The 25,198-nt window shown below is 69.3% G+C and carries 22 protein-coding genes; 12 read left to right on the forward strand and 10 right to left on the reverse strand.

Going from position 1 to position 25,198, the window contains the following annotated elements; translation table 11 throughout:
- Nucleotides 1-42: 42 nt before the first annotated feature.
- The gene (locus tag EV648_RS31450; protein ID WP_132298755.1) at nt 43-1,344 is read left to right on the forward strand and encodes an NAD(P)/FAD-dependent oxidoreductase; all 1,302 of its coding nucleotides are present in this window, start codon (nt 43-45) and stop codon (nt 1,342-1,344) included.
- Here the strand turns inward: EV648_RS31450 and EV648_RS31455 are convergent.
- The 3 genes from EV648_RS31455 to EV648_RS31465 are packed head-to-tail and all read right to left on the reverse strand — an operon-like array spanning nt 1,280 to nt 3,498.
- Complete coding sequence (locus tag EV648_RS31455; protein ID WP_158294112.1) at nt 1,280-1,966, reverse strand: DivIVA domain-containing protein; 687 nt, start codon at nt 1,964-1,966, stop codon at nt 1,280-1,282. The genes EV648_RS31450 and EV648_RS31455 overlap by 65 nt on opposite strands.
- Nucleotides 1,963-3,102, reverse strand: a complete 1,140-nt coding sequence (locus tag EV648_RS31460) for a globin domain-containing protein (protein WP_132298757.1) — start codon at nt 3,100-3,102, stop codon at nt 1,963-1,965. The genes EV648_RS31455 and EV648_RS31460 overlap by 4 nt, the downstream gene beginning before the upstream one ends.
- A gap of 6 nt (nt 3,103-3,108) precedes the next feature.
- The gene (locus EV648_RS31465; RefSeq protein ID WP_158294113.1) at nt 3,109-3,498 is read right to left on the reverse strand and encodes a group 1 truncated hemoglobin; all 390 of its coding nucleotides are present in this window, start codon (nt 3,496-3,498) and stop codon (nt 3,109-3,111) included.
- A 2,139-nt stretch (nt 3,499-5,637) separates the two neighbouring features.
- Here EV648_RS31465 and EV648_RS31470 point away from each other — a divergent pair.
- Nucleotides 5,638-6,843: an RNA polymerase sigma factor gene (locus EV648_RS31470; protein WP_132298759.1), complete on the forward strand. Its 1,206-nt coding sequence runs from the start codon at nt 5,638-5,640 to the stop codon at nt 6,841-6,843.
- On the opposite strand, the gene EV648_RS31475 is transcribed toward EV648_RS31470, so the two are convergent.
- Nucleotides 6,815-7,798 carry an asparaginase gene (locus EV648_RS31475; RefSeq protein WP_132298760.1) on the reverse strand — a complete coding sequence of 328 codons (984 nt, stop codon included), beginning with the start codon at nt 7,796-7,798 and terminating at the stop codon, nt 6,815-6,817. The two genes, EV648_RS31470 and EV648_RS31475, sit on opposite strands and share 29 nt — an antisense overlap.
- A gap of 43 nt (nt 7,799-7,841) precedes the next feature.
- A complete protein-coding gene (locus tag EV648_RS31480) occupies nt 7,842-8,417 on the reverse strand; it encodes a helix-turn-helix domain-containing protein (protein WP_241995776.1) in 576 nt (191 codons plus the stop codon).
- 88 nt (nt 8,418-8,505) lie between these two features.
- Here EV648_RS31480 and EV648_RS31485 point away from each other — a divergent pair, with 88 nt between their 5' ends.
- From EV648_RS31485 to EV648_RS31495, 3 genes are read left to right on the forward strand one after another with little or no spacing between them, the layout of a single operon-like run.
- Nucleotides 8,506-9,465, forward strand: coding sequence for an NAD(P)/FAD-dependent oxidoreductase (locus tag EV648_RS31485; protein ID WP_132298762.1), 960 nt, complete (start codon nt 8,506-8,508; stop codon nt 9,463-9,465).
- Between the two features lie 26 nt (nt 9,466-9,491).
- Entirely contained in the window at nt 9,492-9,950 is a 459-nt protein-coding gene (locus EV648_RS31490) for a sigma factor-like helix-turn-helix DNA-binding protein (protein WP_132298763.1), read from the forward strand.
- Entirely contained in the window at nt 9,947-11,209 is a 1,263-nt protein-coding gene (locus EV648_RS31495) for a hypothetical protein (RefSeq protein ID WP_132298764.1), read from the forward strand. Before EV648_RS31490 ends, EV648_RS31495 begins: the two co-directional genes overlap by 4 nt.
- Before the next feature lie 3 nt (nt 11,210-11,212).
- On the opposite strand, the gene EV648_RS31500 is transcribed toward EV648_RS31495, so the two are convergent.
- Nucleotides 11,213-11,809, reverse strand: a complete 597-nt coding sequence (locus EV648_RS31500) for a TetR/AcrR family transcriptional regulator (protein ID WP_132298765.1) — start codon at nt 11,807-11,809, stop codon at nt 11,213-11,215.
- Between the two features lie 250 nt (nt 11,810-12,059).
- Here EV648_RS31500 and EV648_RS31505 point away from each other — a divergent pair, with 250 nt between their 5' ends.
- The 4 genes from EV648_RS31505 to EV648_RS31520 are packed head-to-tail and all read left to right on the forward strand — an operon-like array spanning nt 12,060 to nt 17,051.
- Nucleotides 12,060-13,397, forward strand: coding sequence for an ammonium transporter (locus EV648_RS31505; protein WP_132298766.1), 1,338 nt, complete (start codon nt 12,060-12,062; stop codon nt 13,395-13,397).
- The gene (locus tag EV648_RS31510) at nt 13,394-13,732 is read left to right on the forward strand and encodes a P-II family nitrogen regulator (protein WP_132298767.1); all 339 of its coding nucleotides are present in this window, start codon (nt 13,394-13,396) and stop codon (nt 13,730-13,732) included. The genes EV648_RS31505 and EV648_RS31510 overlap by 4 nt, the downstream gene beginning before the upstream one ends.
- On the forward strand, nt 13,733-15,997 hold the full coding sequence (locus EV648_RS31515) for a [protein-PII] uridylyltransferase (protein WP_132298768.1): 2,265 nt from the start codon (nt 13,733-13,735) through the stop codon (nt 15,995-15,997).
- A 10-nt stretch (nt 15,998-16,007) separates the two neighbouring features.
- A complete protein-coding gene (locus EV648_RS31520; protein WP_132298769.1) occupies nt 16,008-17,051 on the forward strand; it encodes a DUF2332 domain-containing protein in 1,044 nt (347 codons plus the stop codon).
- Between the two features lie 21 nt (nt 17,052-17,072).
- Here EV648_RS31520 and EV648_RS31525 read toward each other — a convergent pair whose 3' ends face one another.
- From EV648_RS31525 to EV648_RS31540, 4 genes are all read right to left on the reverse strand, one after another.
- Nucleotides 17,073-17,969 carry an arginase family protein gene (locus tag EV648_RS31525; RefSeq protein ID WP_132298770.1) on the reverse strand — a complete coding sequence of 299 codons (897 nt, stop codon included), beginning with the start codon at nt 17,967-17,969 and terminating at the stop codon, nt 17,073-17,075.
- A gap of 120 nt (nt 17,970-18,089) precedes the next feature.
- Nucleotides 18,090-19,493 (reverse strand): hypothetical protein, encoded by a 1,404-nt coding sequence (locus tag EV648_RS31530; RefSeq protein ID WP_132298771.1) that lies wholly within the window; start codon nt 19,491-19,493, stop codon nt 18,090-18,092.
- A gap of 3 nt (nt 19,494-19,496) precedes the next feature.
- A complete protein-coding gene (locus tag EV648_RS31535; protein WP_132298772.1) occupies nt 19,497-19,946 on the reverse strand; it encodes a hypothetical protein in 450 nt (149 codons plus the stop codon).
- Nucleotides 19,947-20,061: 115 nt separating this feature from the next.
- Complete coding sequence (locus tag EV648_RS31540) at nt 20,062-20,508, reverse strand: hypothetical protein (protein ID WP_132298773.1); 447 nt, start codon at nt 20,506-20,508, stop codon at nt 20,062-20,064.
- A gap of 176 nt (nt 20,509-20,684) precedes the next feature.
- Between EV648_RS31540 and ffh the strand changes: the two genes are divergently transcribed.
- The 3 genes from ffh (at nt 20,685) to EV648_RS31555 (ending at nt 25,193) form a co-directional block, all read left to right on the forward strand.
- Nucleotides 20,685-22,259 carry a signal recognition particle protein gene (ffh, locus tag EV648_RS31545; protein ID WP_132298774.1) on the forward strand — a complete coding sequence of 525 codons (1,575 nt, stop codon included), beginning with the start codon at nt 20,685-20,687 and terminating at the stop codon, nt 22,257-22,259.
- Nucleotides 22,260-22,389: 130 nt separating this feature from the next.
- On the forward strand, nt 22,390-23,757 hold the full coding sequence (locus EV648_RS31550; RefSeq protein WP_132298775.1) for a lytic transglycosylase domain-containing protein: 1,368 nt from the start codon (nt 22,390-22,392) through the stop codon (nt 23,755-23,757).
- Between the two features lie 302 nt (nt 23,758-24,059).
- A complete protein-coding gene (locus tag EV648_RS31555) occupies nt 24,060-25,193 on the forward strand; it encodes a lytic transglycosylase domain-containing protein (RefSeq protein WP_241995778.1) in 1,134 nt (377 codons plus the stop codon).
- Nucleotides 25,194-25,198 lie beyond the last annotated feature (5 nt).

Raw genomic sequence — 25,198 nt, forward strand, 5'->3', positions numbered from 1 at the left:
TTAGCCGTGGCTTGCGGGGAGCCGATCTGGTAACGAAGGGGTATGACGCCGAGGATTGTGATCATTGGGGCGGGCTTCGCCGGGTATCACGCCGCCAAGACGCTCTGCAAGCTGGCCAAGGGCCGAGCCGAGATCGTGGTCGTCAATCCGACCGACTACTTTCTCTACCTCCCGCTTCTGCCCGAGGTGGCGACAGGCATCCTCGAACCGCGCCGGGTGACGGTGTCGCTCGCGGACACCCTCCCTGAGGTCCGGCTCGTACTTGGCGAGGTCGACGGGCTCGATCTCGCCAAGCGCATAGTCCGGTACGCCGATCCGGACGACCAGCCCGGCGAGATCGGGTACGACCGGCTGATCATCGCGGCCGGCAGTGTGAACAAGCTGCTGCCGATCCCGGGAGTCGCCGAGCATGCGCATGGGTTCCGGGGGATTCCCGAGGCCGTCTTCCTGCGGGACCACCTGACCCAGCAGATCGAACGGGCCGACGCCACGGACGACCAGGCCGAGCGGGACTCGTTCTGCACGTTCGTGGTGGTCGGAGCCGGCTACACCGGGACGGAGGTGGCCGCGCACGGCGTGCTCTACACCGACCTCCTCAAGAAGCGGCGACCTCGCCTGCGGAACCAGCGGATCCAGTGGATGCTGCTGGACATCGCCGAGCGGGTCATGCCCGAGCTGGACATCCGGTTGTCCCGCACAGCCGACAAGGTGCTCCGCGATCGCGGTGTCGACGTACGGATGAAGATGTCGGTCGAGGAGGCCACCCGGGAAGGTGTGCGGCTCACGGACAAGGAGTTCGTGCCCACCCAGTCGCTGATCTGGTGTGTGGGCGTCCGCCCGGACCCGGTGGTCGAGGCACTCGGGCTGAAGACGGAGCGGGGCCGTCTGTCCGTCGACGAGTTCCTGAGCGTGCCGGGGCACCCGGACGTGTTCGCGTGCGGCGACGCGGCCGCGGTACCGGATCTGACCAGGCCGGGTGAGGTGACGCCGATGACGGCGCAGCACGCCGAACGGCAGGGCAGGCGGGCGGCCCGCAACGTCGCGGCGAGTTTCGGGACGGGCGAGCGCAAGGCGTACTCGCACAAGGACCTGGGTTTCGTCGTGGACCTCGGCGGAACCCAGGCTGCGGCCGACCCGCTGCAGATCCCGCTGTCAGGTCTCCCGGCCAAGGTGGTGACGCGCGGCTACCACCTGCTGTCCATGCCGGGGAACCGGATCCGCACCGCGACCGAATGGCTCTTGGACGCGACGCTGACCCGGCAGACGACTCACCTGGGCGTCATTCCGGCCGCCGATGTCCCGCTGGAGACGGCAAGCCCAGAGCGTCCTGGCCACCGCCACTAGAGCCCAGAGCGTTCGAGGCACCGCCACTGGACGACAGGTCCGTCCACCACTCCACCTCGCCCTGTGCGGACGCCTGGGCTTGTGTCTGTGACTCTGGAGTCTGCGGGAGGTGGCCGAGCCGCTCCACCTGCTCCGCCAGGGCATCCAGTACCGAGCGGAGCTGTACGTGCGCGACCTGGGTGAAGGTCCGCACGTACTCGAGCTCAGCCGCCTGTACTTCGGTGGCCGGCAACCGCTTGACCGCTGTCTCCACCGAGTCGTGCGCCTGCTGCAGTACGTCGCGCTGCTGGTGCCGGGCCGACTCCACCAGGTCCTTGGCGTACTGCTCGGCCTCGGCGACCAGGTTGTCCGCGATCTGCTGCGCCTGGCTCAGCAAGCCGACCGCGTGGGCCGTGATGTGCGCGCGCTGCTCCGAGTCCGGGGTGGTGTTGCGGACCCGCTCCAGCTCGGCCCGGAACTCGGCCCGGTCGGCGTCGGCGTACTCGATCTGCTCCGCCAGCGCCGCCAGGTACTGCGCCACCTCGTCCGGGTCCAGGCCTCTGCGGCGGGTGCTGAACGTCTGGTGCCGGATCGCGTGCGGCGACTGGGCGGGTCTCCGGGCGAACGGGTCTTCGGGCGTCACTGCTGGCCCCCTGCCGAAGTAGTGGTCCCGAAGGACTCGAAGCGGATGTCGGCCGCCGGGGTGCCGGCTCCGGTGAGTTCGTCGACGGTGTGCGCGACCATGGACGGCGAACCGCACACCAGCGCGGTGTGGCCCGTCCACGGCCCGTGCTCCGCGGCCACCGAGCCGACCAGACCCCGCTGGCCCGGGTACGACCTGTCGTCGGACACGACTGGCGTATAGCTGAACCAGGGCCTCTGGGTGAGTCTGGTGAGCTGCTTGTGCTCGTAGAGGTTCCAGGGCATCCGGGCGCCGTGGAACAGGTGCACCCGGGGGATGTCGGCCGGCTGGGTGCGGCGGTCGAGCTGCTCGAGCATCGCCCGCAGCGGAGCCAGTCCGGTCCCGCCGGCCACCATCAGGATGTCCTTGCGGCCGTGGTCCGGGAGCTTGAGCGTGTCGCCGACCGCGGCGCCGAGCCGGACCGGGTCGCCCGGCTTGAGCGACCTGACCGCGGGACCGCTGACCTGCCCGCCCGGGACCAGGCCGATGTGCAGCTCGATCGACCCGTCGTCGCGCGGCGCGTTCGCCGGGCTGAAGTAGCGCCAGCGCCGCGGCCGGTACGGGATCTCGAGGGCGACCGACTGGCCCGGCTGGTACGCCAGCGGCTCGTGTGGGCGGATCTGCACGATCGTGACGTCCATGGTACGGCGGTCCACGCCCAGCACCTCGCCCGGCCACCAGGCCGGTGTCTCCTCCGCCGACTCCTCGGCCGCCTGGACCATCACAGTCGCGACTAGGCCGTAAGCCTCCGCCCAGTCGGCCGCCAGCTCAGAGGTCCACGCGGCGCCGAGGAAGTGCTGCAGCGTCGCGAGCAGCGAGGCCCCGACGGCGGAGTAGTGCTCGGCGATGACCGAGAACCGGCGGTGGTCCCGGCCGAGCTGCTGCAGGAACGGCACCACTTCGTCGAGCTGCGCGGCGTTGCTCACCACGGCGCCGAGTGCTCCGACGAGTTTGTCCCGCTGGGCTGCCATCGATACCGGGAACATCTCCCGGACCTCTGGGTGGGACAGGAACAAGTGTGAGTAGAAGAACAGCGGGACCTCGTCACCGGACTTGGCGACCAGGGCCCAGCTGTTCTTCAGCGCGGCCGGATCCATCCGGGGTCAGCGCGCGGTGACGATGTCGCCCTGGGTGGCACCGAGCGCCTGGACGACCCGCCCGACGATGTCCTCCGGCACGCTGTGCGCCGCGAGCGCGGCGATCAGGTGCTCGACCACCCGGCCGAAGTCGGCGTCGGTGATGCCGCGGCCGCGGTGCGCCTCGGCCAGGTCGGCACCCTCGTACGAGACCGGGCCGCCCATCACCTGGGAGACGAGCTGCACCTGATGCCGCTTGAGCCGGGCCAGGTCCGTGCCCTCGAAGTACCCGACGAGCTGTGGGTCCGCCAGAACGCTCTGGTAGAACAAATCCACCACCGACGAGATCGCGGCGCCCCCGCCGACGGCGGCGTAGTCGCTAGTGGTCCCGTTGCTGGTCTGCGAGTGCTCAACCACGGAGCAACCATCTCCCAAAGAGTCTCGTAATTATCCCCGAGCAGGCCCGATCCGAACACTTGAAGCAGGTGATGGTCAAGTCGAAGGGCGGTTTTCGGCAAGATCCGACCGTACTTCGTTCTGACGTTGACAACGTTACTGAAACTGGGAAGGCTTGTTTGTCGCCCATTTGCCGGAGGTTGCCTATAGCAAGAATCCATCAGAAACGATTGACTTTTCGACCAGCACGCTCAGAACACGTAATTGCCTTAGGCAACTTAGCGGAAATGTGTCTGACGCCACGCCCGGATCGATGTTTACCACCACCTCGACCCGGGAATCCTACGCCCTCGGCAAATCCAGTGCCGGAGATGGCCGACGGAGGCAGTTGCCTCCCCAATCTGAGCCGTTGCGTTCCCGTGGCTGGGTAGTCGCGAACGATGCGCTGGTCTGGTTCCACCGGCACAGGCTCGGGTGGTTCCACCCGCATAGGCGGAGGTGGTTGCGTCCCCGGGCTGCGTGATAGTGCTAGTCGGGCCGGCGTGCGTCAAGAGCGCGTCGCGTCCCTTCGGGATCGGAACAAGTTCCGACTCTTGACCCACACCACCCCGACCAGGGAAAGACGCAGCTATCCCGGAGCCGCTGAGAGGTGTGGCGACGATGCCAGGGAGCTCCTGGCTCAGACGCTCGGGGAGTTGCCCCGCCTGGCGCATCAAGACGCTCCCAACCGGTACTTTGTGCTCCGCTCGGGCTTGAGCAGATCCCGGCGACTCTGACACTCAGCCGGCGCACAAGGTGCGATCTCGGACATCCGGTGGGGACCTCGAACATGAAATGACCTGTCCCAGGCCCCCACTTGGTGTCCCAAGTCCCTACAAACCACACTGCCACCGGCTCACGGCGCCCAGCGGGCGCCCGATAGCGGGTTGTTCGGCCACTGGCGCCCTCCAAACCGCCAGCCAGCGAACAACCCGCCATCCGCCCAGCCGCACATCCCGCGCGCAATCGCGAGGGGTTACCCACTCGTGTTGTGGGTTACCCCTCGAACGCCCGGGGGGGCACAACCCTCAACACGAGCAGGTAACCCCCGCGGTGAGCCCCGGCCGCAGCAGATCGCCGGCGTTTGAGGGGGCAACCCCTCAGACGCAGGGATGCCCACCCAGAATCCGAGGGGGCAACCCACACCCTGAGGGGTCAACCCCCACAACGCGCGCCGGTACGCCAGGTGGCCGCCCAGAATCCGAGGGGGCAACCCACACCCTCAGGGGTCAACCCCTCAGAGGGCACGCCGACATCGCCGCCAACCGCGAGCCGGAGGGCTGGGGACCCGGGTGGAAGGGGGACTGGGACCCTGGCGGGGGAGAGGGAACTGGGACCCCGGCGGGGGAGAGGGACTGGGGAGCCCGGCGGTGGAAGGGAGAACTGGGACCCCGGCGGCATGGAGAGGGAGAACTGAGACCCCGGCGGCATGGAGAGGGAGACGGGACCCGGCGGGGTGGAGTGGAGAACCGGGAGCCCTGCGGAAGGCGGGAGAATCGGGAGTTGGCGGGGTGCCGAGCGCCATCCTGGGGATATCACCTCTACCCGGCTCAGACCTCTCCGCGGGATCCGCGTAGCTGCGTTCCTTCCCTGGTCGGGATGGGGTGGGTCAAGAGTCGAAACTTGTTTCGATCCCGAAGGGACGCCGAAGGCGCTCTTGATGCACGCCATCCCGACTAGAACACTCACGCAGCGGAGACCGCGAACCACCTCGGCCTATGCCCGGCGGAATCACCCACACGCATGCCGGGGAACCACCGGCTCGGCGCATCGGCGCATCGGCGCACCGGCGTACTGGTCGACGCCGTATCGATGGACCGCGTACTGGCCAACGCGGGGACGCGGGGGAGGCGGGGAGACGTGGACGCGGGGAGGCGGCGGCCAGGCGGGCCGCCGACCGAGCGGGCCTGCGGGTCGGCAACCTGGCGTCGGCGAGCGGGCGGGCCGCGCCCAGGCGTCGGGCAACCTGGCGTCGGCGAGCGGGCGGGCCGGCAACCAGGCGGTGACCGGGCGTCGGCGAGCGGGCGGGCCGGCGCCCAGGCGTCGGTGATTGGGTGGGGCGGCGAGTGGGTGAGCGGGTGGGCCCGGCGGGGTGGGGTGGGGGTGGGTGATGATGGGGGTGTGGAGGGGATTGATGGGTTGTTGCGGGAGTTGACGCCGCAGGTGGTTGGGGTGGTGGTGCGGCGGTTCGGGGACTTTGCGGCGGCTGAGGATGCTGTGCAGGAGGCGTTGATCGCAGCGGCGCGGACTTGGCCGCGGGATGGGGTGCCTGACAATCCGCGCGGGTGGTTGATCCAGGCGGCTTCGCGGCGGTTGATCGACGAGATCCGGCAGGACCAGGCGCGACGGCGCCGGGAGGAGTTGGCGGCGCGGCGTGAGGTGCCGGCCGAGGAGGTCGAGGAGCAGGACGACACGCTGCGGTTGTTGTTCCTGTGTTGCCACCCCGCCTTGTCGCCCGCGTCCGCGATCGCGTTGACGCTCCGCGCGGTCGGCGGCCTGACTACGGCCGAGATCGCGAAGGCGTACCTGGTACCCGAGGCGACCATGGCGCAGCGGATCACCCGGGCCAAGGCACGGCTCAAGGGGCAGGAGTTCGAGCTGCAGGAGAGCGACGAGCGGTTGCGCCAGGTGCTGCACGTCCTCTACTTGGTCTTCAACGAGGGATACGCGAGCAGCAGCGGCGCCGAGCTCCAGCGCAGCGACCTCTCCGGAGAGGCGATCCGGCTGACCCGGATGGTGCACCGGTCACTGCCGGAGAACGGCCAGGTAATGGGACTGCTGGCGTTGATGCTGCTCAACGACGCACGCAGGCGCGCTCGGACCGGCCCCGCGGGTGAGCTGATCCCGCTGGAGGACCAGGACCGTAGCCTGTGGGACCGGGAGCTGATCACCGAAGGACTCGCGCTGGCCGTCGACGCGTTCGGACGGCAACCGCTGGGGGAGTATCAGTTGCAGGCCGCGATCGCGGCGCTGCATGACGAGGTGGACAAGCCGGAGGACACCGACTGGCCGCAGATCCTCGCGCTGTACGGCCTGCTGGAGGAGCTGTCCGGCAACCCCATGGTGACGGTGAACCGTGCTATCGCCCTGGCCATGGTGGAAGGACCCGAGGCCGGGCTGAAGCTCCTCGAACCCTTGGACGAGAAGCTCCCGGGGCACTACCGGCTGGACGCGGTACGGGGGCATTTCTGGGAGATGCTCGGTGACGACGAGGCCGCCGCGAACCACTTTCGCGCGGCGGCCCGGCGTACGACGAGCCTGCCGGAGCGGGACTATCTGATCACCAAGGCGGCCGAGGTCAGTGGTGCTGCGCGAAGGCCGCGATGATCTCGTCGTGACCCTCACCTGTTGCCAAGAGCAACCTTAGGAGCACGCGCGCCTTGTAGGGGTCGAGGAAGCCGCCGTCGATCAGCCCGCGGCCGAGCAGGTCCGACTCCGACCCGACCGACTTGTAGGTGTGGCGCAGTACCGAACCGCCGCCCGTCCGCGAGGTGAGCACGACCGGGATGCGTTCGGCAAGTGCGCCGAGGACCGGCGCCAGCGCGGACGGCACGTGCCCGACGCCATACGCGGCGACCACCAGGCCTTGGTGCGTGTCAGCCAGACCGTCGAGCAGCAGGCCGTCGTCGTCGAGGGTGACCGTGTAGAGCGCCACTCGCGTCGCGTCGAGGTCCGCGGGCTCGGCCCGGCCCGGTACGCCGTCCTGCCGGGCGGGGCGGGTGAGGATGCGGACCTGGCCCTCGACCACCTGGCCGATCGATCCGGCGTTGGGTGAGGCGAACGTCGCAGTACTCGTGCTGTGGGTCTTCCGGACCCAGCGGGCCGCGTGGATCTCGTCGTTGAGGACGACCAGAGCACCGAGGTCGCGGGCGGCGGGAGAGCAGGCGACCCGGGCGGCGGCTAGCAGGTTCGCCGGGCCGTCGTGGCCGGCCAGCGTCGGGTTGCGCATCGCGCCGGTGAGGACGAACGGGTGGGAGTGCGGCCAGACCTGGTCGACCACGAACGCCGTCTCCTCCAGGGTGTCCGTGCCCTGGGTGACGACGATGCCGGTGGCGCCGTTGCTGATCGCCTTCGACGCGGCATCGACGACGTCGAGCATCTTGGCGAGCGTCAGGTTGGCGCTCGCCACCGCCTCCACGTCCTGTACGTCGATCGGCCGGCCGAGATCCGCCAGCCCGGGCACAGCCGCGGTCAGGTCGGCGCCGGTCAGCCGCCGGACGCCATCGACCGTGTGGCCGGCCATCGCGATGGTGCCGCCGAGGGTGAACAACGCGACGCTCACGTGCAGGGTCCTCTCTAATGGTCGACCGCCCGGAAAGCTATCACTACTTGGAGCGAGCACGGACGTGCAGCCGCTCGCCCTGCGGGCCGAACAGGCAGAGCATCTCGGCCGCTCCAGGCCCGGGGTTGCCGAACCAGTGCGGGACCCTCGTGTCGAACTCCGCCACCTCGCCCTCGAGCAGGACGATGTCGCGGTCGCCCAGCACCAGCCGGATCCGGCCGGACAGCACGTAGATCCAGTCGTAGCCCTCGTGGGTCCGCTGGTCCGGCTCGCCGCCCGGCCAGCCCTCCGGCACGATCTGCTTGTACGCCTGGAGCCCGCCAGGCCGTCGGCTCAGCGGGATCATCGTCGCGCCGTGGTGCCGGATCGGCTTCGCGTGGATGCGGGGATCACCGGTCGGGGGCGCGTCCACCAGTTCGTCCAGCTGGACTTGGTGCGCCCGGGCCAGCGGCAGCAGCAGTTCCAGCGTCGGGCGGCGCTGCCCCGCCTCCAGCCGGGACAGCGTGCTCACCGAGATCCCGGTGGACGCGGACAGCTGGGCGAGCGTCGTACCGCGCTCCAGCCGCAGTGACCGCAACCTCGGGCCGACCGCTTCCAGGACGTCGTCAAAGGGATCCACGGTTGCCATCTTGGCAAACTTTCTTGTCGTTTTCGAGAATCCGGCGAACTCTGGGGCCAGAGACTGCGGATCGACGAAGGAGCAAGGGATGGAGAAGTACGACGTGATCGTGGTGGGTGGGGCGGCCGCCGGGCTGAACGGGGCGCTGGCGCTGGTCCGGTCGCGCCGGTCCGTGCTGGTGATCGACAACGGCACGCCGCGCAACGCGCCGGCCGAGCACGTGCACAACTACCTGAGCCGTGACGGGGTTCCGCCGAGTGAGCTGTACGCGATCGGCCGCGCCGAGGTCACCGGGTACGGCGGTGAGGTGACCTCCGGCACCGTCACCACGGTCACCCGGCCCACGTCGACCCCCGAGGACGGGTTCGTGGTGGAGTTGGACGACGGGCGGTCGTTCGGAGCACGCAGGCTGTTGGTGGCCACCGGCGGCACGGACGTGCTGCCCGACGTACCGGGGCTGGCCGAGCGGTTCGGGCGCGACGTATTGCACTGTCCGTATTGCCACGGATGGGAGGTGCGCGACCAGGCGATCGGCGTACTGGCCACCGGTGGGATGGCGATCCACCAGGCGATGCTGTTCCGGCAGTTGAGCGACGACGTGACGCTGTTCCTGCACACCGGGCCGACGCCGTCCGACGAGCAGTGGGAGGAGCTCGCAGCCCGCGGGATCTCGGTAGTCGAAGGACGGGTCGAGGCCGTGGAAGTGACGGACGACAAGCTCACCGGCGTACGGCTGGAAGGCGGGAAGGTCATCCCGCGCCAGGCCCTGGCGGTGCAGTCGGTGGTGCGGGCACGGGTCGACTTCCTGGCCGAACTCGGGCTCAAAGCGGTCGACCAGGAGTTCGGCGACGTGTACCTCGGCACTGCGGTTCAGGCGGGTCCGAGCGGTGCGACTGAGGTACCGGGCGTCTGGGTTGCGGGCAACGTGGCCGACCTGCGCAGCCAGGTGATCACGTCGGCCGCGGCCGGCCTGACCGCGGGCGCCACGATCAACGCCGACCTGATCGCCGAAGAGACCGGCTTGGCGGTGGCCGCACGGAGTAGTTGAGGAGTTGAATAGAGGCGGGAGGGTGGATGCGCGACACGGTCGACCCAGAATTCGCCTCGTACGTCGATGCGCGGCAGGGCAGGTGGCTCCGGACGGCGTACCTCGTGTACGGCGAGCTCGAGCGGGCTGAGGAGCAACTCCTGCACGCCTTCACCAGGTTGTCGCTGCGCTGGGGCAAGGTGGACGACCCGGATGTGTTCGTGCAACGCCTGCTCTACCAGCCGGCCTTGTCGCGCTGGGCGAGGGTGCGGCCGTTCGAGGGTGAGGACGAGCCGGTCAAGCTCGCCCTGGCGAGTCTCACCCCGGCCCAGCGCACAGTACTGGTCCTGCTGTACTTCGAGGAGCTCACCGAGTACGAGGTGTCCGACGTGCTGAGCATGTCGCAGCCGTCCGTGCACGGGCACGTCCAGACCGCCGTCGGCCGGTTGGGTGCGGCGCTGGGCTCGGGGGACTGGCGCGACGCATACCGCAGGGACCAGCAGTGAGGCGCGAGGAGGTCCGGCCGCTGCTGGACCGGGCTTCCGACCTGCTGCCGGAGCCGGACCTCACCGACACCGCCTGGGCCGGTGGTCTCGCCATCCGGCGCAGACGCCGTCGCAGCACGATCGTCGGGCTCGCCGTGGTGCTGCTGGTCGCGCTGATCGCTGCCGTGGTCGCCGGACTCGGCGGCAACAACACCGGCATCGTCCCGCCGACCACTCCACCCAGCACTCCGCCCGGCTTCATCCCGCCGGCCGGACAGATCTTCGGTGTCGACTACTGGATGGCGCCGCCGGCCGGCAGCGAGCGGTTCCTGGATCGCCTCGAGACCCCGCTGGGGGACGCGCTGCAGCTGCCCGTCAGCGCAGGCGACCTCAGGGAGGATCCGTTCGACCGGGTGGCCGCGGTAGTGCTCTCGCATCGGAACGGGAGCTTCACACCTCTGCTGCTGGACCCGACCTCCCGCTGGGCCCGGGTAGACCTCCAGTTGAGCGCCATCAGGTCCGGTGAACCGCTCGGCCCCGGGGCGATCTCGCCGGACGGGAGGCTGGTCGCGTTCCCGCAGCCCGGCGGTGTCGCGATCATCGACGCCACCGACACCACCGACGCGTCAACGCGTCGCGTCGCGCTCCCGGCCGAGGACATCCGCAGCGTGGCTTGGCTGGAGAACAGCGACGGCCTGCTCGTCAGCGGTCCGGGCGTCGCCTATCGCGTCCTGATCGGCGCCTTCACCGTCGGCGCGGAGCAAGTCGCCCCTGTGGCTGCCAGCAATGACCCGTTCGACGTGGCGGCGCCGTACCGGCTGGATGGCACGGGCAACCAGGTGGCGCTGATGCGATACGAGGCGAACCGCACTTGGACCGTCGACAGCAATCCGCGGCTGCCGGTGGGCACCTGGGCCGGGCTGACGTTCACGCAGGGTGCCATCGCGGCCAGGATGTTCATCGCGGACCAGCTGCCGCAGGTGCCGACCGTCGTGTCGAAGCCACAGGTAGTCGCCGCGATCTCCCGGCAACTGACTCTCCCCAGCCGCCTGCTGGTCCTCGGCGAGACCCCGGCGGCCACGCCGACTCCCGGCCGGGACACTCCCGACCGGATCCGCGAGCCGGGCTGCTGTTTCATGCTCGGCTGGTACGACGAGCAGACGGCGCTGCTGCAGGTGGCAGGCTGGGTGATCGCCTGGGACCTGCAGACAGGCCGAGTACGCCGGGTCACCGAACTCGACGTGACCGGCGTGGCACTCGGCCCCGGCGTACGCGGCTGATCCCTACTCGGCGATGCACCTCATCGTCATCGCGACCAGGTGGTCGGCATCGTCCACCGACGGCATCTTCTCTCCCGTCAGCGCGCGGACGATCAGTACTCCGGCCAGCCACTGCACCATCAGCACCGGGTCCGCCGACGCGCGGATCGGTTCACCCCGCCGCCGGGCTCGCTCCAGCGCGGCCGCCGTCAGGGCGATCCGGCGCTGCAGGAAGGACCGGTAGAAGACCGTGAACTGCTCGTCGCGGTTCATCTCGCTGACCGCCAGGCGGATCAGCGAGATGCCTTCCTTGCTGTTCACGAAGATCAGGGCGTCCCGGTAGACCTGGCGCAGGTCACCGGCGATGGACCCGGTGTCGGCATCCGGGATCTCGATGTCGAACATCTGGGCCATCGCGTCGTTGGCGAGGAGCTCCTTGCTCGCCCACCGCCGGTAGATCGTGGCCTTCCCGACGCCAGCCGCCTCCGCGACGTCGTCGACCGTCATTCCGTCGAACCCGCGCTCCAGCAGCAGCTGGACGGCGTACCGGCGGATCCGTGGCTCTGCCTCCGGGTCCCTCGGCCTGCCTCTGCGCGGCCTCTCCCCGCTGTTGGTCTCCATTTCGCTTTCCCCAGCTCGGACGGTCGCAGTGGCGCGGCTGCGGGCCGTGTGGTCAGGCCAGAGTGCCACAACCGGGCCGATGTCACGTCGATGTCACCTGACGGAGCGCTTTGTCACATGCCTGAAACATCAGGACCGATCGGCTGAAACGGCGCGCCGACACCGTTTGCGGTGTGGCCGTGCGCGGGCTTCCCGGCGTTGTGGAGCTCCCCGACTGAGGACGCGGGCCACCCCCAGATCGATGGAAGGGATGACGTTGATGGAGATCAACGCCGGCGATACCGCCTGGGTCTTGGTCAGTGCCGCCCTGGTGTTCTTGATGACACCAGGCCTGGCTTTCTTCTACGGCGGCATGGTGCGCGTCAAGAGCGTGCTGAACATGATGATGATGAGTGCGATCACCATCGCGGTCGTCACCATAATTTGGGTGCTGGTCGGCTACTCGCTGACCTTCGCCGGTGACACCGGGCACGTGATCGGTAACTTCTCGGAGGTCGGCCTGAAGGGCCTGATCTCACCCGATGCGGTCAGTGGCACCATCCCGACGCTCGCCTTCGTCGCCTTCCAGCTGATGTTCGCGATCATCACCCCGGCGCTGATCTCGGGTGCCATCGCCGACCGGGCCACCTTCCGCGGCTGGATCGCGTTCGTCGTGGGCTGGACGTGCCTGGTGTACTTCCCGGTCGCGCACTCGGTGTGGTTCCTGGACGACGGCGCCGGCGGCTGGATCGGCGACAAGCTGAAGGCGGTCGACTTCGCCGGTGGTACCGCCGTGCACGTGAACGCCGGTGCCGCCGCGCTAGCGCTGGCTCTGGTGCTCGGCCGCCGGGTCGGCTGGCGCAAGGACCCGATGCGGCCGCACAGCCTGCCGCTGGTCATCCTCGGCGCCGGTCTGCTGTGGTTCGGCTGGTTCGGCTTCAACGCGGGCTCCGCGCTGAGTGCCGGCACCACCGCCGCGGTCACCTTCGTGAACACCCAGGTCGCCACGGCCGCTGCCGTGATCGGCTGGCTGATCGTGGAGCGGATCCGGCACGGCAAAGCCACCACGCTGGGAATGGCCTCCGGTGCGGTCGCCGGTCTGGTCGCGATCACGCCTTCCTGTGGCGCGGTCACCCCGGTGGGCGCGATCATCCTCGGCGTTCTCGCCGGTGCCATCTGCTGCTTCGCGGTCTCGCTGAAGTACAAGTTCGGCTTCGACGACTCCCTCGACGTGGTCGGCGTGCACCTGGTCGGCGGTCTGTTCGGCTCGCTGGCGATCGGCTTCCTGGGCACCGCGGCCGCCCCGTCCGCGGTGAACGGCCTGTTCTACGGTGGCGGTGCCAGCCAGCTCGGTCGGCAGGCGCTGGCGAACGTGGTGGTTGCTGTCTACTCGTTCACGGTGGCCTTCATCCTCGGCAAGGTGATCGACAAGACGATCGGCTTCCGCGTCAGCGAGGACGACGAGGTCACCGGTGTCGACCAGGTCGAGCACGCGGAGACGGCGTACGACTTCCTGGCCGCGGGTTCGGGGATGCGGGGTCACAGCAGCGTCGTCCGCACCCCGGCCGCCGAGGTCGAGACCGATGAGAAGGAAGGTGCGCACGCATGAAGCTGATCACCGCGGTGGTCAAGCCGCACAAGCTGGAGGATGTCCGGGCCGCGCTGGAGACGTTCGGGGTGACCGGCATGACGGTCACCGAGGCGAGCGGCTACGGCCGGCAGAAGGGCCACACCGAGGTGTACCGCGGTGCGGAGTACGAGGTGGACCTGGTCCCGAAGGTCCGGCTCGAGGTGGTCGTCGAGGACGGTGACGCCGCCGACGTGACCGACGTGATCGTGAAGGCCGCGCAGACCGGCAAGATCGGTGACGGCAAGGTCTGGGTGGTACCGGTCGAGTCGATCGTCCGGGTCCGTACCGGCGAGACCGACGGAGACGCCCTCTAGATGGCGCACCGAGCAGCACAGCGGCGCGCTCGTGCCGAGGAGGCCGACGCGCTGCTGTTCCTGCTCCTCTCCAAGGCCTGCGACGCCCTCGGTGTTCCCACCGAGGGCGTCGCCCTGGTCGCCGTCGGCGGCTACGGCCGGGAGGAGTTGTCGCCCTACAGCGATCTCGACGTGATGCTCCTGCATGCCGAGGGGTATCCCCAGGTCGACGAGCTGGCCGCCCAGATCTGGTACCCGTTGTGGGACTCGCGGACCCGCCTGGACCACAGTGTCCGGACCGTCGCGCAGGCCCAGCAGGCGGCGGCCGACGACGTACGGGTCGCACTCGGGCTGCTGGACGCCCGGCACGTGGCAGGGGATTCTCACCTCACCCTGCAGTTGCGGTCGGTCCTGATGGCCGACTGGCGCCGTACTGCGAAGACGCGGCTGCCGGCACTCGCGGAGGCGTGCCGGGAACGGGCCAACACGGTCGGCGAGCTCGCGCACCTGGCCGAACCGGACCTCAAGGAGGCGTACGGCGGTCTGCGAGACGCCGTCGTACTGCGAGCCCTGGTGGCGTCGTGGTTGATCGACGTGCCGCATCCGGTGGTCGAGCGGGCGCGGCTGGACCTGCTGAACGTGCGGGACGAACTGCACGAGGTCGCCGGGCGTGCGACCGACCGGCTGGTCGCTGACGTGGCCGGCGAGGTCGCGGCCGGGCTCGGCCTGGCGGATCGCGATGCCTTGCTGCGGCACATCTACGCCACCGGCCGGACGTTGGCTCACGTGTGCGACGTGTCGTGGCGACGGATTGAGAGCCTGATGGCCCGGCCGCCTCGCTCCCGACGTCGTCACCGCGGCGGTGGCCCGCTGCTGCTCGCGCTGGACGAGGGCGTCGGCCAGCACGAGGGCGAGGTTGTCCTGATGCCGCAAGCCCGCCCTGAGCGGGACTCTGCGCTTGGCCTGCGGGCCGCGGCTGTCGCTGCCGATCGGGATCTGGTGTTGTCGCCTGCTGTGTGCGATCGACTGGCCAGGACGGCCGCCATGCCCCCAGAGCCCTGGGGTGCGGAGGCCCGGCGCCTCCTTTGTGCACTGCTGGGTGCGGGGGAGGGGTTGCTGGAGGTCTGGGAGGCCCTGGACCAGGCCGGCTACATCTCCCGGATCATGCCGGAGTGGGACACCGTGCGCTTCCGGCCACCGCAGTCGGCGATCCACCGCTACACCGTCGACCGGCACCTGCTGGAGACCTGTGTTGAGGCCTCGAAACTAGTCCGGGACGTACGCCGACCGGACCTGCTGCTGGTCGCCGCGCTGCTCCATGACCTTGGCAAGGCGGTCGACGGCGACCACAGCATCACCGGTGCCGTCATCGCGACCACCGTCGCCCGCCGGCTGGGTTTCGCCGAGGCGGACGCCGACACGATCGCCCTGCTCGTCCGGCAGCACCTGATGCTGGCACAGGTCGCCACCAGGCGGGACTTGGACGATCCGATGACGGTGGACCTGGTCGCGGGCATCGTCGGCAACACGGACACACTTGACCTGCTGGAAGCTCTCACCTATGCCGATGCTCGTGCTGCCGGGCCTGCTGCTGCATCGCCGTGGCGGCTCCGCCTGGTCGGCGAACTCGCTCGCCGTGTGCGGGGAGACCTGTCCGGGGGAGGCGCCGGGCTCTGGACCGACGCTCCGCCCATCCCGCTGCCGGTGTTGCACCAGGTGGTCGGGGTGGGACGGCTCGGGGTGACCGTGTCGGATCACCGCGGCGAGCTGCGGGTCAACGTCGCCGTACCGGATCAGGTGGGCACGCTGTCCACCGTGGCTGGAGTACTGGCGGTGGAGCGGCTCGCAGTACGGTCTGCGGTCATCACGTCGGTCGACGGGCTGGGGATCTCGCAGTGGTCCGTCGCGGGGTCGGCGCCCGATCCTGTGCGGCTGCGGGACCGGCTGGCCGTGGCTCTTCGCGACGACACCGACCTCGTACGCCGGTTGGCCGCACGCGACTCGTCCGCTCGGGGCAAGGCGGCCGCCAGTCGGGTCGACCTGCTGCCTAACGCGTCCGAGACGGCCACGGTGTTGCAGGTGCGGGCTCACGACCGGCCCGGCCTGCTCTATGACGTCACTGCGGCGATCGCGTCGACAGGAGCCGACGTCAGGTCTGCGCACGTGAGCACTCTCGGTGCGGAGTGCGTCGACGTCTTCTACCTGACCGACAGCGACGGCTCGCCCCTGGAGGACGAGGACGCGCGCACGACGGCAAAGTCGATTCTGGATCGCCTGACCTTCTAGGGTCGGGCGTGTGGATCTAGTACAGGCGTTCCAGCTCCAGGCCGTGGCATGCGAGGACCTCGGCTCACCTATGTACGCCGACCTGCTGCGGCTTGTGGTGGACGACTATGAGATCGGTGGTTCGCCGATAGCGGTGCTTGCCGGCTATGAGGATCAGCTGGCCGGTGCAGCGATCGCGTTGCGGTTGCTGGGGTCCGTGCACCGGCTAGTGCTGGCGGGGGAGGCTCCGGAGCTGGCGGCGTTCTACCCGAGCGTCGGTGGCGAGTGGGATCCCCGGCTGGGCTGGGAGGCGTTTGACCAGGTGCTGCAGGCGCGTGGCCCGGAGCTGCGTGAACTGCTGACCCAGCCGCCCCAGACGAACGAGGTGGGCAGGTCTATCGCTCTCTACGGTGGCCTGTCCAGGTTGGTCGAGGCTGTCCCGTTGCCCGTGCGGCTGTTCGAGATCGGGGCAAGTGGCGGGCTCAATCTGCGCGCCGACCAGTTCCGCTACAACCTGGCCGACGGATCGAGCTTCGGGCCTTCGGACAGCCCGGTGGTGTTCGACGATGCCTGGTCCGGACGGCCGCTCGATCCTGCTGTGGAGTTGCGGATCGTGGAGCGGGTGGGGAGCGACATCGCGCCGGTGAACCCGTTCACCGACGACGGCGCGCTCACGCTGACGTCGTACGTGTGGCCCGACATGCCCGACCGGCTGGAGCGCCTGCGCGGCGCGTTGGAGGTCGCGCGGAAGGTGCCGGCCGACATACGGCGTGAGGACGCCGTGTCGTTCCTGCGCAACCTCGAACTCTCCGAGGGCCACGTCACCGTCGTCTGGCATTCGGTGATGTGGCAGTACCTCACGCCTGAGGACAAGGCTGCTGCGGATGGGTTGATCGCCGCGCTCGGAGCCAAGGCGACTCCCTCGGCGCCGCTGGCTCACCTCAGCCTGGAGCCGATGCGCCGTACCCCGGACGCGGAGCCGGAGTTCCTGGTGGTGTTGCAGGTCTGGCCGACCGGAGTACCGCGTGTGCTCGGTACGGCCGAGCCGCACGGGCTTCCGGCTCGGTGGGAGTGAGCTAGCGCGGGTGGGCGTGGGCTAGTTGGTCAGCGCGGCGACCAGGGTGTCCGTGAGCTCGGCGGCGTAGCGGCCGTCGGGGTCCAGGTCGGGGTCGAAGATGCCGATGTCGAAGCCGACGCACTTCGGTGAGGCGAGCAGTGGCTTCAACAGGTCGCGGAGGTGCTCGTGCTCGAGTCCACCGGGATCCGGGCTGTCGACAGCCGGCATCACCTCCGCATCGAGGATGTCCACGTCCAGGTGCACCCAGAACCCGTCGAGGTCGTCCCGCTCCAGGTGAGCCAGTACTCCGCTCGCCGCCGCTGCCGGATCGTCGATGACGGCCAGCGCCGACCAGTCCGGGATACCTGCCTCGCGCAGGCTGTCGAGGTACGCCTCGTCCTCGCGGTAGCCGAGCATCACCGCGTCCTGGTCGCGAACGTACGGCCGCAACGACTCGAGGTCGGTCAGATCCTCCTGGCCGCGCCCTGTCACAAGTGCGAGCGCCTCGCCCCCGGCAGCCCCGACGTACGCGTCGTTCTCGACAGTGCGGAAGTCGGAGTGCCCGTCGAGATACGCCACGCCGTACCGGCCCCTGCGCTTCAACGCCAACGCCGGTCCGAGCAGGTTGCTGCACTCACCGCCCAGCAACACCACGAACTTGTCGTCGTCAAAGAGCTTCCCCAACCGATCCGCCAGCTTGACGGTGTACTCCGCCATGGCCCCGGCGTTGAACACCCCATCCCCAGGCTTCCAATCCCCCCGGTCATACCGAGGCGGCGTCACACACCCAGCGTCCCCGGCCCCGATACGCCCGACGATCCCCTCATCCCGCAACGCCCCCGCCAACTTGTAACACCCAGGCACCGCCCCCACCACCGGCGGCCTGAGCCCAAGATTCGAAGGCCCATCCAAAACGACAACCTGCCGACCGGGCATGCTGGCCAAGATCCCGCCTCCAATGAACTAACCACTAACCAAAACCCAAGTGGTTAGATGTTTGTGGGGCCACCGCCGCGTGTCAACAGCAAAACCGCCATTCGCCCTAACTGTCGACACCTACTCGCGGCCGCGTTCGCCGGACTCCGTCCGTCCAGCCTCCCGACTAACCCCAGCCCCCTGAGGAGCCCCGGCACCGCGAGCACCCTGCCCCAGCGACGGCGCCTGCCGCGTCGCCCCAGCCGCAGGAGCCTGCCCGCTCAGAAACCGCATCTCCCCACCCGCCTGTCGCCCACCGGGCTCTGAGGCTTCCTGAGCCGCATGAGCATCGGCCCCCTGCGAGGTCTGCTGAGCTGCGTTGGGCTCGGCGCCTTGTACCGCCCGCTGCGGCGTGCCAGCTGCGGCCGCGTGTGAGAGCTCCTGGGGCGCGTTAGGTGCGGCTGCTTGGCCGGGCTGCTTGGCGCTCTGTTCTGCTGTGGCAGGTGAGGTCGCGTCTAAAGCTGGGGTGGCGGGTTGCGTGCCGTCGGCATGATCTGTCGGGGACGGCTGCTGGGCGTCCGGCTCGCGCTGCCCGGGCGATTGAGGGCCTCGCATGACGCGGGTGCTCGCGTCTGGCGGTGGCAGCTTCGTCAGGTCGGTGTTCCGACCGTGGTCTGTCTGCGTGGCCGCTCGCTGTGGATCGGGGGCGGCTGCCCGGGCGGCTGCGGCGTTGGGAGAGCCGGCCGGGAACGGCTGACCCGGGTTCGCGGAGTAGTGCTCGCGAATCTCCTGGACCTTCGCATCCAACTTGCCTCGGATTTCCTCGGCGACAGCTAGGCCGACCTCCGCGGAGTTGCTGTGATGTAGGTCGGGCCACTGGTCGTGCTTCATAGTCTCGATGAGGGCGGCCCTCGTCGCCGTCCGGTCATCGGCTCGTTCCGGGACGACGTCGCGCAGTCGGTTCTGCACAACGCCCTCGGCCAACTGATCGAAATGCATGACGCCCGGACCCTGCGTCAGTCCTTCGATCAGGTCCTGGCGGCCGACTACTGGACCGGATGCCTGAGTGACCAAACTGTCGACCGCGGCGTGCGCGCCCGGGTACTGCGGCGTGGTCAGGGTGAGCCCGGGGTAGCCGGCGGCCTCGGTGAAGGCCTGGAAGTCGGTGGTCGCTCGCAGTTCGGCGACGCCTTCCATCAAGCCCAGCGAGTGTTGGGAGCGGACCGCGTTCGCCTCGGTCGGCGCGTCGGTCTCCATGGCCGTGTGGGTCGACTCATGCAGAACGGTGGCGAGTGCCTCCGCCTGTTTGTCGGGCTCCGTCTCGGAGACTGCGCCGGTGAGGTGCCGCAGTACGAGTTGGTCGGAGAGCCGGACGCTGCCGGTCTTGGGGCTGAAGCCTCCCCAGAGAGCGTCGTCGGTCGCATAGAGATCGCCGTTCCACCGGTTGATGCCGGTGGAACTCCCGTCGTGCGCGATCTGGTGCAGGCGGGCGAACTCCTGGTAGACGGCGGAGTCGCGCGGCACCAGCCTGTCGCCGTCTGCCACCGCTCAGCCGCCTTGTCCGGGCGATTCCTCCATCGGGAAGGTGGGATCTCGTAGTTCTCTCTCGAGGTGTTCCAGCACTCTGGTCATCGCCTTGATGTGGATCTCCTCGTCGGCGGGGGCTTGTTCGGAGATCTCCCAGATCTTGCGTCGGGCTTCTTCGAGGGCGGCGATCTTCTCCTCGACGGTTCCCTCGGCCCGGTATGCCGCGGCGTGAACCGCACCTGCCTGGTGGTAGAACTCGCTCCACTCACGGGGCGGTGCAGGTGGCTCGGCGAGTGACGCGATCAACCGGCCGGTCCATCCGCGATCGTGCTCCGAGGCGTTCGCCGGAACAAGCGCCTGAAGCGCCGCCTGCTCGGCCTCGATATCGGCGCCCTCTCCACTTTGCACCCGATCCCGGGCGCGCGCGAAGGCACGGTTGAACACAGCGAGGTCGACCTTGCCGTCGTCCATCACACCTCCTTGGTCACCGTCCGTACAGACACCCGCAACGATATCCGCCCGCAGGCTCCTCCGTTCGCGAGTATCCACAGGTCACTGTCACGAACGGGCAGAGCCGCTCGGCGGCTTACGGATGCGGGTCGCCCTGGTCGTAGTCGTCATTCCAGGGGAGGTAGTTGCTGTCGAGGATGTCTGTTTCGGCGGTGTCGAGGCGGCGGGTCATGTAGCGGATCTGGTGGGCGTCTTCGCCGGCGCGGTCGGCGATCGCCCAGATCTTCTTCCGGGTGGCGTCGATCGCCGCAAGTCGCTCCTCTTTGGTTCCGGTGGTGTGGTCCGCGGCGTCTAGGACTAGTTCGGCCTCGCGGCGATCCAGGGTCATTGGATCGAACATTGGTTGCAGGTAGGTCGGCAGTTCGTGCACCTTCTCCTCAGCGTCCAGGCGGGCTGCCTCGTCTGGGAGGGTCTTCGCCAGGGCCTGTAGGTCGCGCTGGGTCTGCAGGAGATCTGTCATCAGGCGGGTTCCGAGTGTGTTGAACGCGTCGAAGTAGCGTCGGTTGAACTCTGCGCTGTCCATTGGCCGTCGCCCCCGGTGAGAGTGGATCTTCTGCTGGGGCAGAGGGTAGTGGGGAGGGTGGGGGTTGTCTGCGGGACGCCGGGGCGGGTGGGGTGGTACTGCGGCCGGTAGACTCGCTGAGTTGCGTGCCTGTGGGTGCGTACCGGCCTGCTCCACCGAATGAAACGGACTGTTTCGTGTTCGACACCCTTTCCGATCGCCTTGCCGCCACGTTCAAGAATCTGCGCGGCAAGGGCAAGCTGACCGATGCCGACATCGACGCGACCGCCCGGGAGATCCGGATCGCGCTGCTGGAGGCCGATGTCGCGCTGCCGGTGGTGAGGGAGTTCATCGCCGCGGTCAAGGAGCGGGCCAGCGGGGCCGAGGTGCGCGGCGGGCTGAACCCGGCGCAGCAGGTGATCAAGATCGTCAACGAGGAACTGGTCAAGATCCTCGGTGGCGAGACCCGCGAGCTGCGGATGGCCAAGCGGCCGCCGACGGTGATCATGCTGGCCGGTCTGCAGGGTGCTGGTAAGACCACCCTGGCCGGGAAGCTGGCCAAGTGGCTCAAGGAGACGAGGCACCAGACGCCGATGCTGGTCGCCGCCGACCTGCAGCGGCCGAACGCGGTCACCCAGCTGCAGGTGGTGGGCGAGCGAGCCGGCGTACCGGTGTTCGCGCCCGAGCCGGGCAACGGTGTCGGCGACCCGGTCGAGGTCGCGCGGCAGGCGATGGACGAGGCGCGGACCAAGCAGCACAGCGTGGTGATCGTCGACACGGCCGGCCGGCTGGGTGTCGACGAGGTGCTGATGAAGCAGGCCGCGGACATCCGGGACGCGGTCACCCCGGACGAGATCCTGTTCGTCGTCGACGCGATGATCGGCCAGGACGCGGTGAACACCGCGCAGGCATTCCTCGACGGCGTCGGCTTCGACGGCGTGGTGCTGTCCAAGCTCGACGGTGACGCCCGCGGTGGGGCCGCGCTGTCGATCGCGCAGGTCACCGGCCGCCAGGTGATGTTCGCCTCGAACGGCGAGAAGCTCGAGGACTTCGACGTCTTCCACCCCGACCGGATGGCGTCGCGCATCCTCGGTATGGGCGACGTGATGAGCCTGATCGAGAAGGCCGAGCAGTCTTTCGACGCGGAGGAGGCGGCCAAGACCGCCGCCAAGCTGCAGAAGAAGGGCGGCAAGGACTTCACCCTGGACGACTTCCTCGCCCAGATGCAGTCGGTCCGCAAGATGGGCCCGCTGACCAAGATCTTCGGCATGCTGCCCGGCGCGGCCCAGTTCAAGGACCAGCTGGAGAACTTCGACGAGCGCGAGATCGACCGGATCGAGGCGGTCATCCACTCGATGACGCCGGCCGAGCGGGCCGATCCGAACATCATCAACGGCTCCCGCCGGCTCCGGATCGCGAGCGGCTCGGGTACCGAGGTGGCCACCGTGAGCGGCCTGGTCGAGCGGTTCTTCGAGGCCCGCAAGATGATGTCCGCGATGGCGTCCGGCAAGGGCATGCCCGGAATGCCCGGAATGCCGGGGATGCCTGGTATGCCGGGTATGGGTGGCGGCAAGAAGGCCAAGCAGCAGGCCAAGAAGGGCAAGGCCAAGCGTGGCTCCGGCAACCCGGCCAAGCGGGCCGGTGGCGGCGGTCAGCCCGCGCAGCCGCAGCCGGGGCAGCTCCCGGCCGCGTTCGGCGGCGGTGCCGCCGGCGGCGACTTCGAACTGCCCGACGCGCTCAAGAACCTGCTCGACGGCAAGGACGGTAAGTGACCGAGTGACCGAATCTGCCGCTCAGCGGTAGCTGACTCACCGTCACCGGTTGTCCGTAGCCCCGTGACGACTAAGATCGTGCCTACGCCCGAAGTTTGAAATACTGCGGAATACGTCGAGGGACGGTTCGATGAGGCAGCAGTTCAGCAACCTGGACACCTGGCGGGGGAAGCTCACCGCCGCTGGTGTCTGTCTTGCGCCCCCGGCCGCGCTGATCGCCGTGTTCGTCACCGGCGGGGTCACGTCGAGCACGTTCATCGTGGACGCGCACGCCCTGAGCCAGCCGCGGCAGGACGCGGTCTTCGACGACCTGGCCGACGACGTGCCGAACCAGCCCGGTGTCGACGGCAGCGTCGCCACTGAGAAGAAGTCCCAGATCGAGGTCCCGGTCACCGGCGCGACCGAAAGCAAGGTGCCGCCGGTCGTCGGAGTCGTCGGGGATGCCTCCGGGATCCCGGGCACCGTGCTCGCGGCGTACCAGAAGGCTGCCAATGATCTGGCCGTCGCCAAGCCCGGCTGCGGCATCACCTGGCCGCTGCTCGCCGGTATCGGCAAGGTCGAGTCCGCCCACGCCAGCGGCGGCCGGGTGGACGCCGCCGGCCTGACCCGCGGCAAGATCCTCGGCCCGGTGCTCGACGGCGGCCCGGGAATGGCCGCGATCAGCGACACGGACCAGGGCCAGTACGACGGGGACAGCCGCTGGGACCGGGCGGTCGGCCCGATGCAGTTCATCCCGGGGACCTGGAACACGTTCGGGGCTGACGGGAACGGCGACGGGGTCAAGGACCCGCACAACGTCTTCGACGCGGCGCGGGCGGCGGGGGACTACCTCTGCTCCAATGGCGCGAACCTCCGCGATCCGCAGGGCCTGGTGCAGGCGGTGCTCAGGTACAACCACTCGATGGACTACGTGTCCACGGTGCTGCGCTGGATGCAGTCGTACAGCAAGTCCACGGTGACCGTGCCGGACGACACCACCCCGATCGCCCCGCCGTCGGACAACCAGGGCAACGTCCAGCACGACGACGACCCGACGCAGATTCCGAACACCACCACCCCGAGGCCCTCGGTCCAGCCGACCGCGACGACCCCGACGTCGCCGCGGCCGACCACCCCGAGGCCGACGACTCCGCGCCCGACGACGCCCAGGCCGACGACTCCGACGCCGACGCAGAACACGCCGACGACGCCTCCAACGAGCCCGCCGACCACGCCTCCGACGTCGCCGCCGACGACCCCGCCCACCACGCCTCCGACGACGCCTCCCACGACGCCGCCGACCACTCCGCCCACGACACCTCCGACGACGCCTCCCACGACGCCGCCGACCACCCCGCCCACCACGCCCCCGACGACGCCTCCGACCACTCCGCCCACGAACACGCCGGAGTGCGAGCCGACGGCGACTCCCGCGCCGACGGAGCCCCCGGCGCCGAACCCGACGTGCACCCCGGCGCCGACGGCTGCCCCGGAGACGACGGCTGCACCTGGCTCCTGACGGCGGCGACTGGCTCCCAGAAGCGGGAAACGGGACCGGAAGAGCCCCTGGAGTGTTAAGAAATCCGCTTGTCCGGATGCTGGACGAGTCGCCCGTGGCCGGCGGCTGAGCGTCGTACCAGCGGATTTGTGACGGTTTGCCACACCGTGGGCTATCAGCTCAGGTAACTTTCCGTCGCCCTTCGGTAACTTTCCGGCGCATGGGTCGTTGGGGGAACTATGCGCCTAACCCGTAGTGGAAACCGTCGGGTCAAAATCATCATCGCTTCACTGTGCACGGCCCCCCTCCTGGTGGGGGCCATCGTGACAGTCGCCTCGGGCGGAGCCGGTGCCTCCGGCCAGCTCGCGGCGGACAGCCCGGTCGCCCCATCGCCTGGAGCCGGTCTGAACAGCGGTGAATTCGACGAACTGACCATGATCGTCCCGCAGCGTCCCGGAGTGGACGGCCGGATCGGATCTGACAAGCCTGCCCGAGCGGACGTGCCCGTCCAGGGAGCGACCGACGGCAGGTCCGTCGTCCGGCCGGCCCGGCCCGGTGCCGTCAACGGCATCCCCCGCGGGGTCTTCCCCGCCTACCGCCGTGCCACCGCGAATCTCGCTGTGGTCCGCCCCAACTGCGGGCTCACCTGGCCGCTGCTGGCCGGGATCGGCAAGGTCGAATCCGCGCACGCCAGCGGCGGCAAGGTCGACGTGGCAGGCACCACCCGCGGGAGGATCCTCGGCCCGGTGCTCAACGGCCGCGGCGAGACCGGCCGGGTCAAGGACACCGACAAGGGCCGCTACGACGGCGAGCTGACCTGGGACCGTGCGGTCGGCCCGATGCAGATCATCCCGGGCGTCTGGGAGGAGTTCGGGGCCGACGGCAACGGCGACGGCTTCCGCAACCCGAACAACGTGTACGACGCCGTCACCACCGTCGCGGTCTACCTGTGCTCCGAGGGCGACGACCTGAAGCGCCCGCGCGACCTGGTCGCCTCCTTGCTGCGCTACCAGCACTCCAAGGACTTCGTCGCCACCGTGCTGCGCTGGATGCGCGTCTACAGCAAGAGCGCCGTCCTGGTGCCGAACGCGAAGGGCAACCTGGCCGCGCCGAAGATGATCGGGAACGCCGACCGCAAGACCGACCCGCGGGCGGTGCCGGAGGTATCGGACGACAAGGCGTCGCCGACGGCGAAGCCGAGCGTGTCCGCGACGAAGCCGACCCTGCCGGACCCGATCGACACACCGACGCGCCCGACGACCCGGCCGACGCGTCCACCGACGGACAAGCCGACGCCGACTCCGACGCCGTCGGACACCCCGACGCCGACACCCCCGCCCACCCCGACCCCGACTCCCACGGCGACCCCGACGCCGTCGGACACCCCGTTCGGCTCGCCGTGCGCGGCCGAGACGAACCCCACTCCCTGCAGCCAGGGCAGCGGCTCGCACGGCTAAGGCCT

The sequence above is a fragment of the Kribbella sp. VKM Ac-2568 genome, from assembly GCF_004345365.1.
GTDB classification, from domain to species: Bacteria; Actinomycetota; Actinomycetes; order Propionibacteriales; family Kribbellaceae; genus Kribbella; species Kribbella orskensis.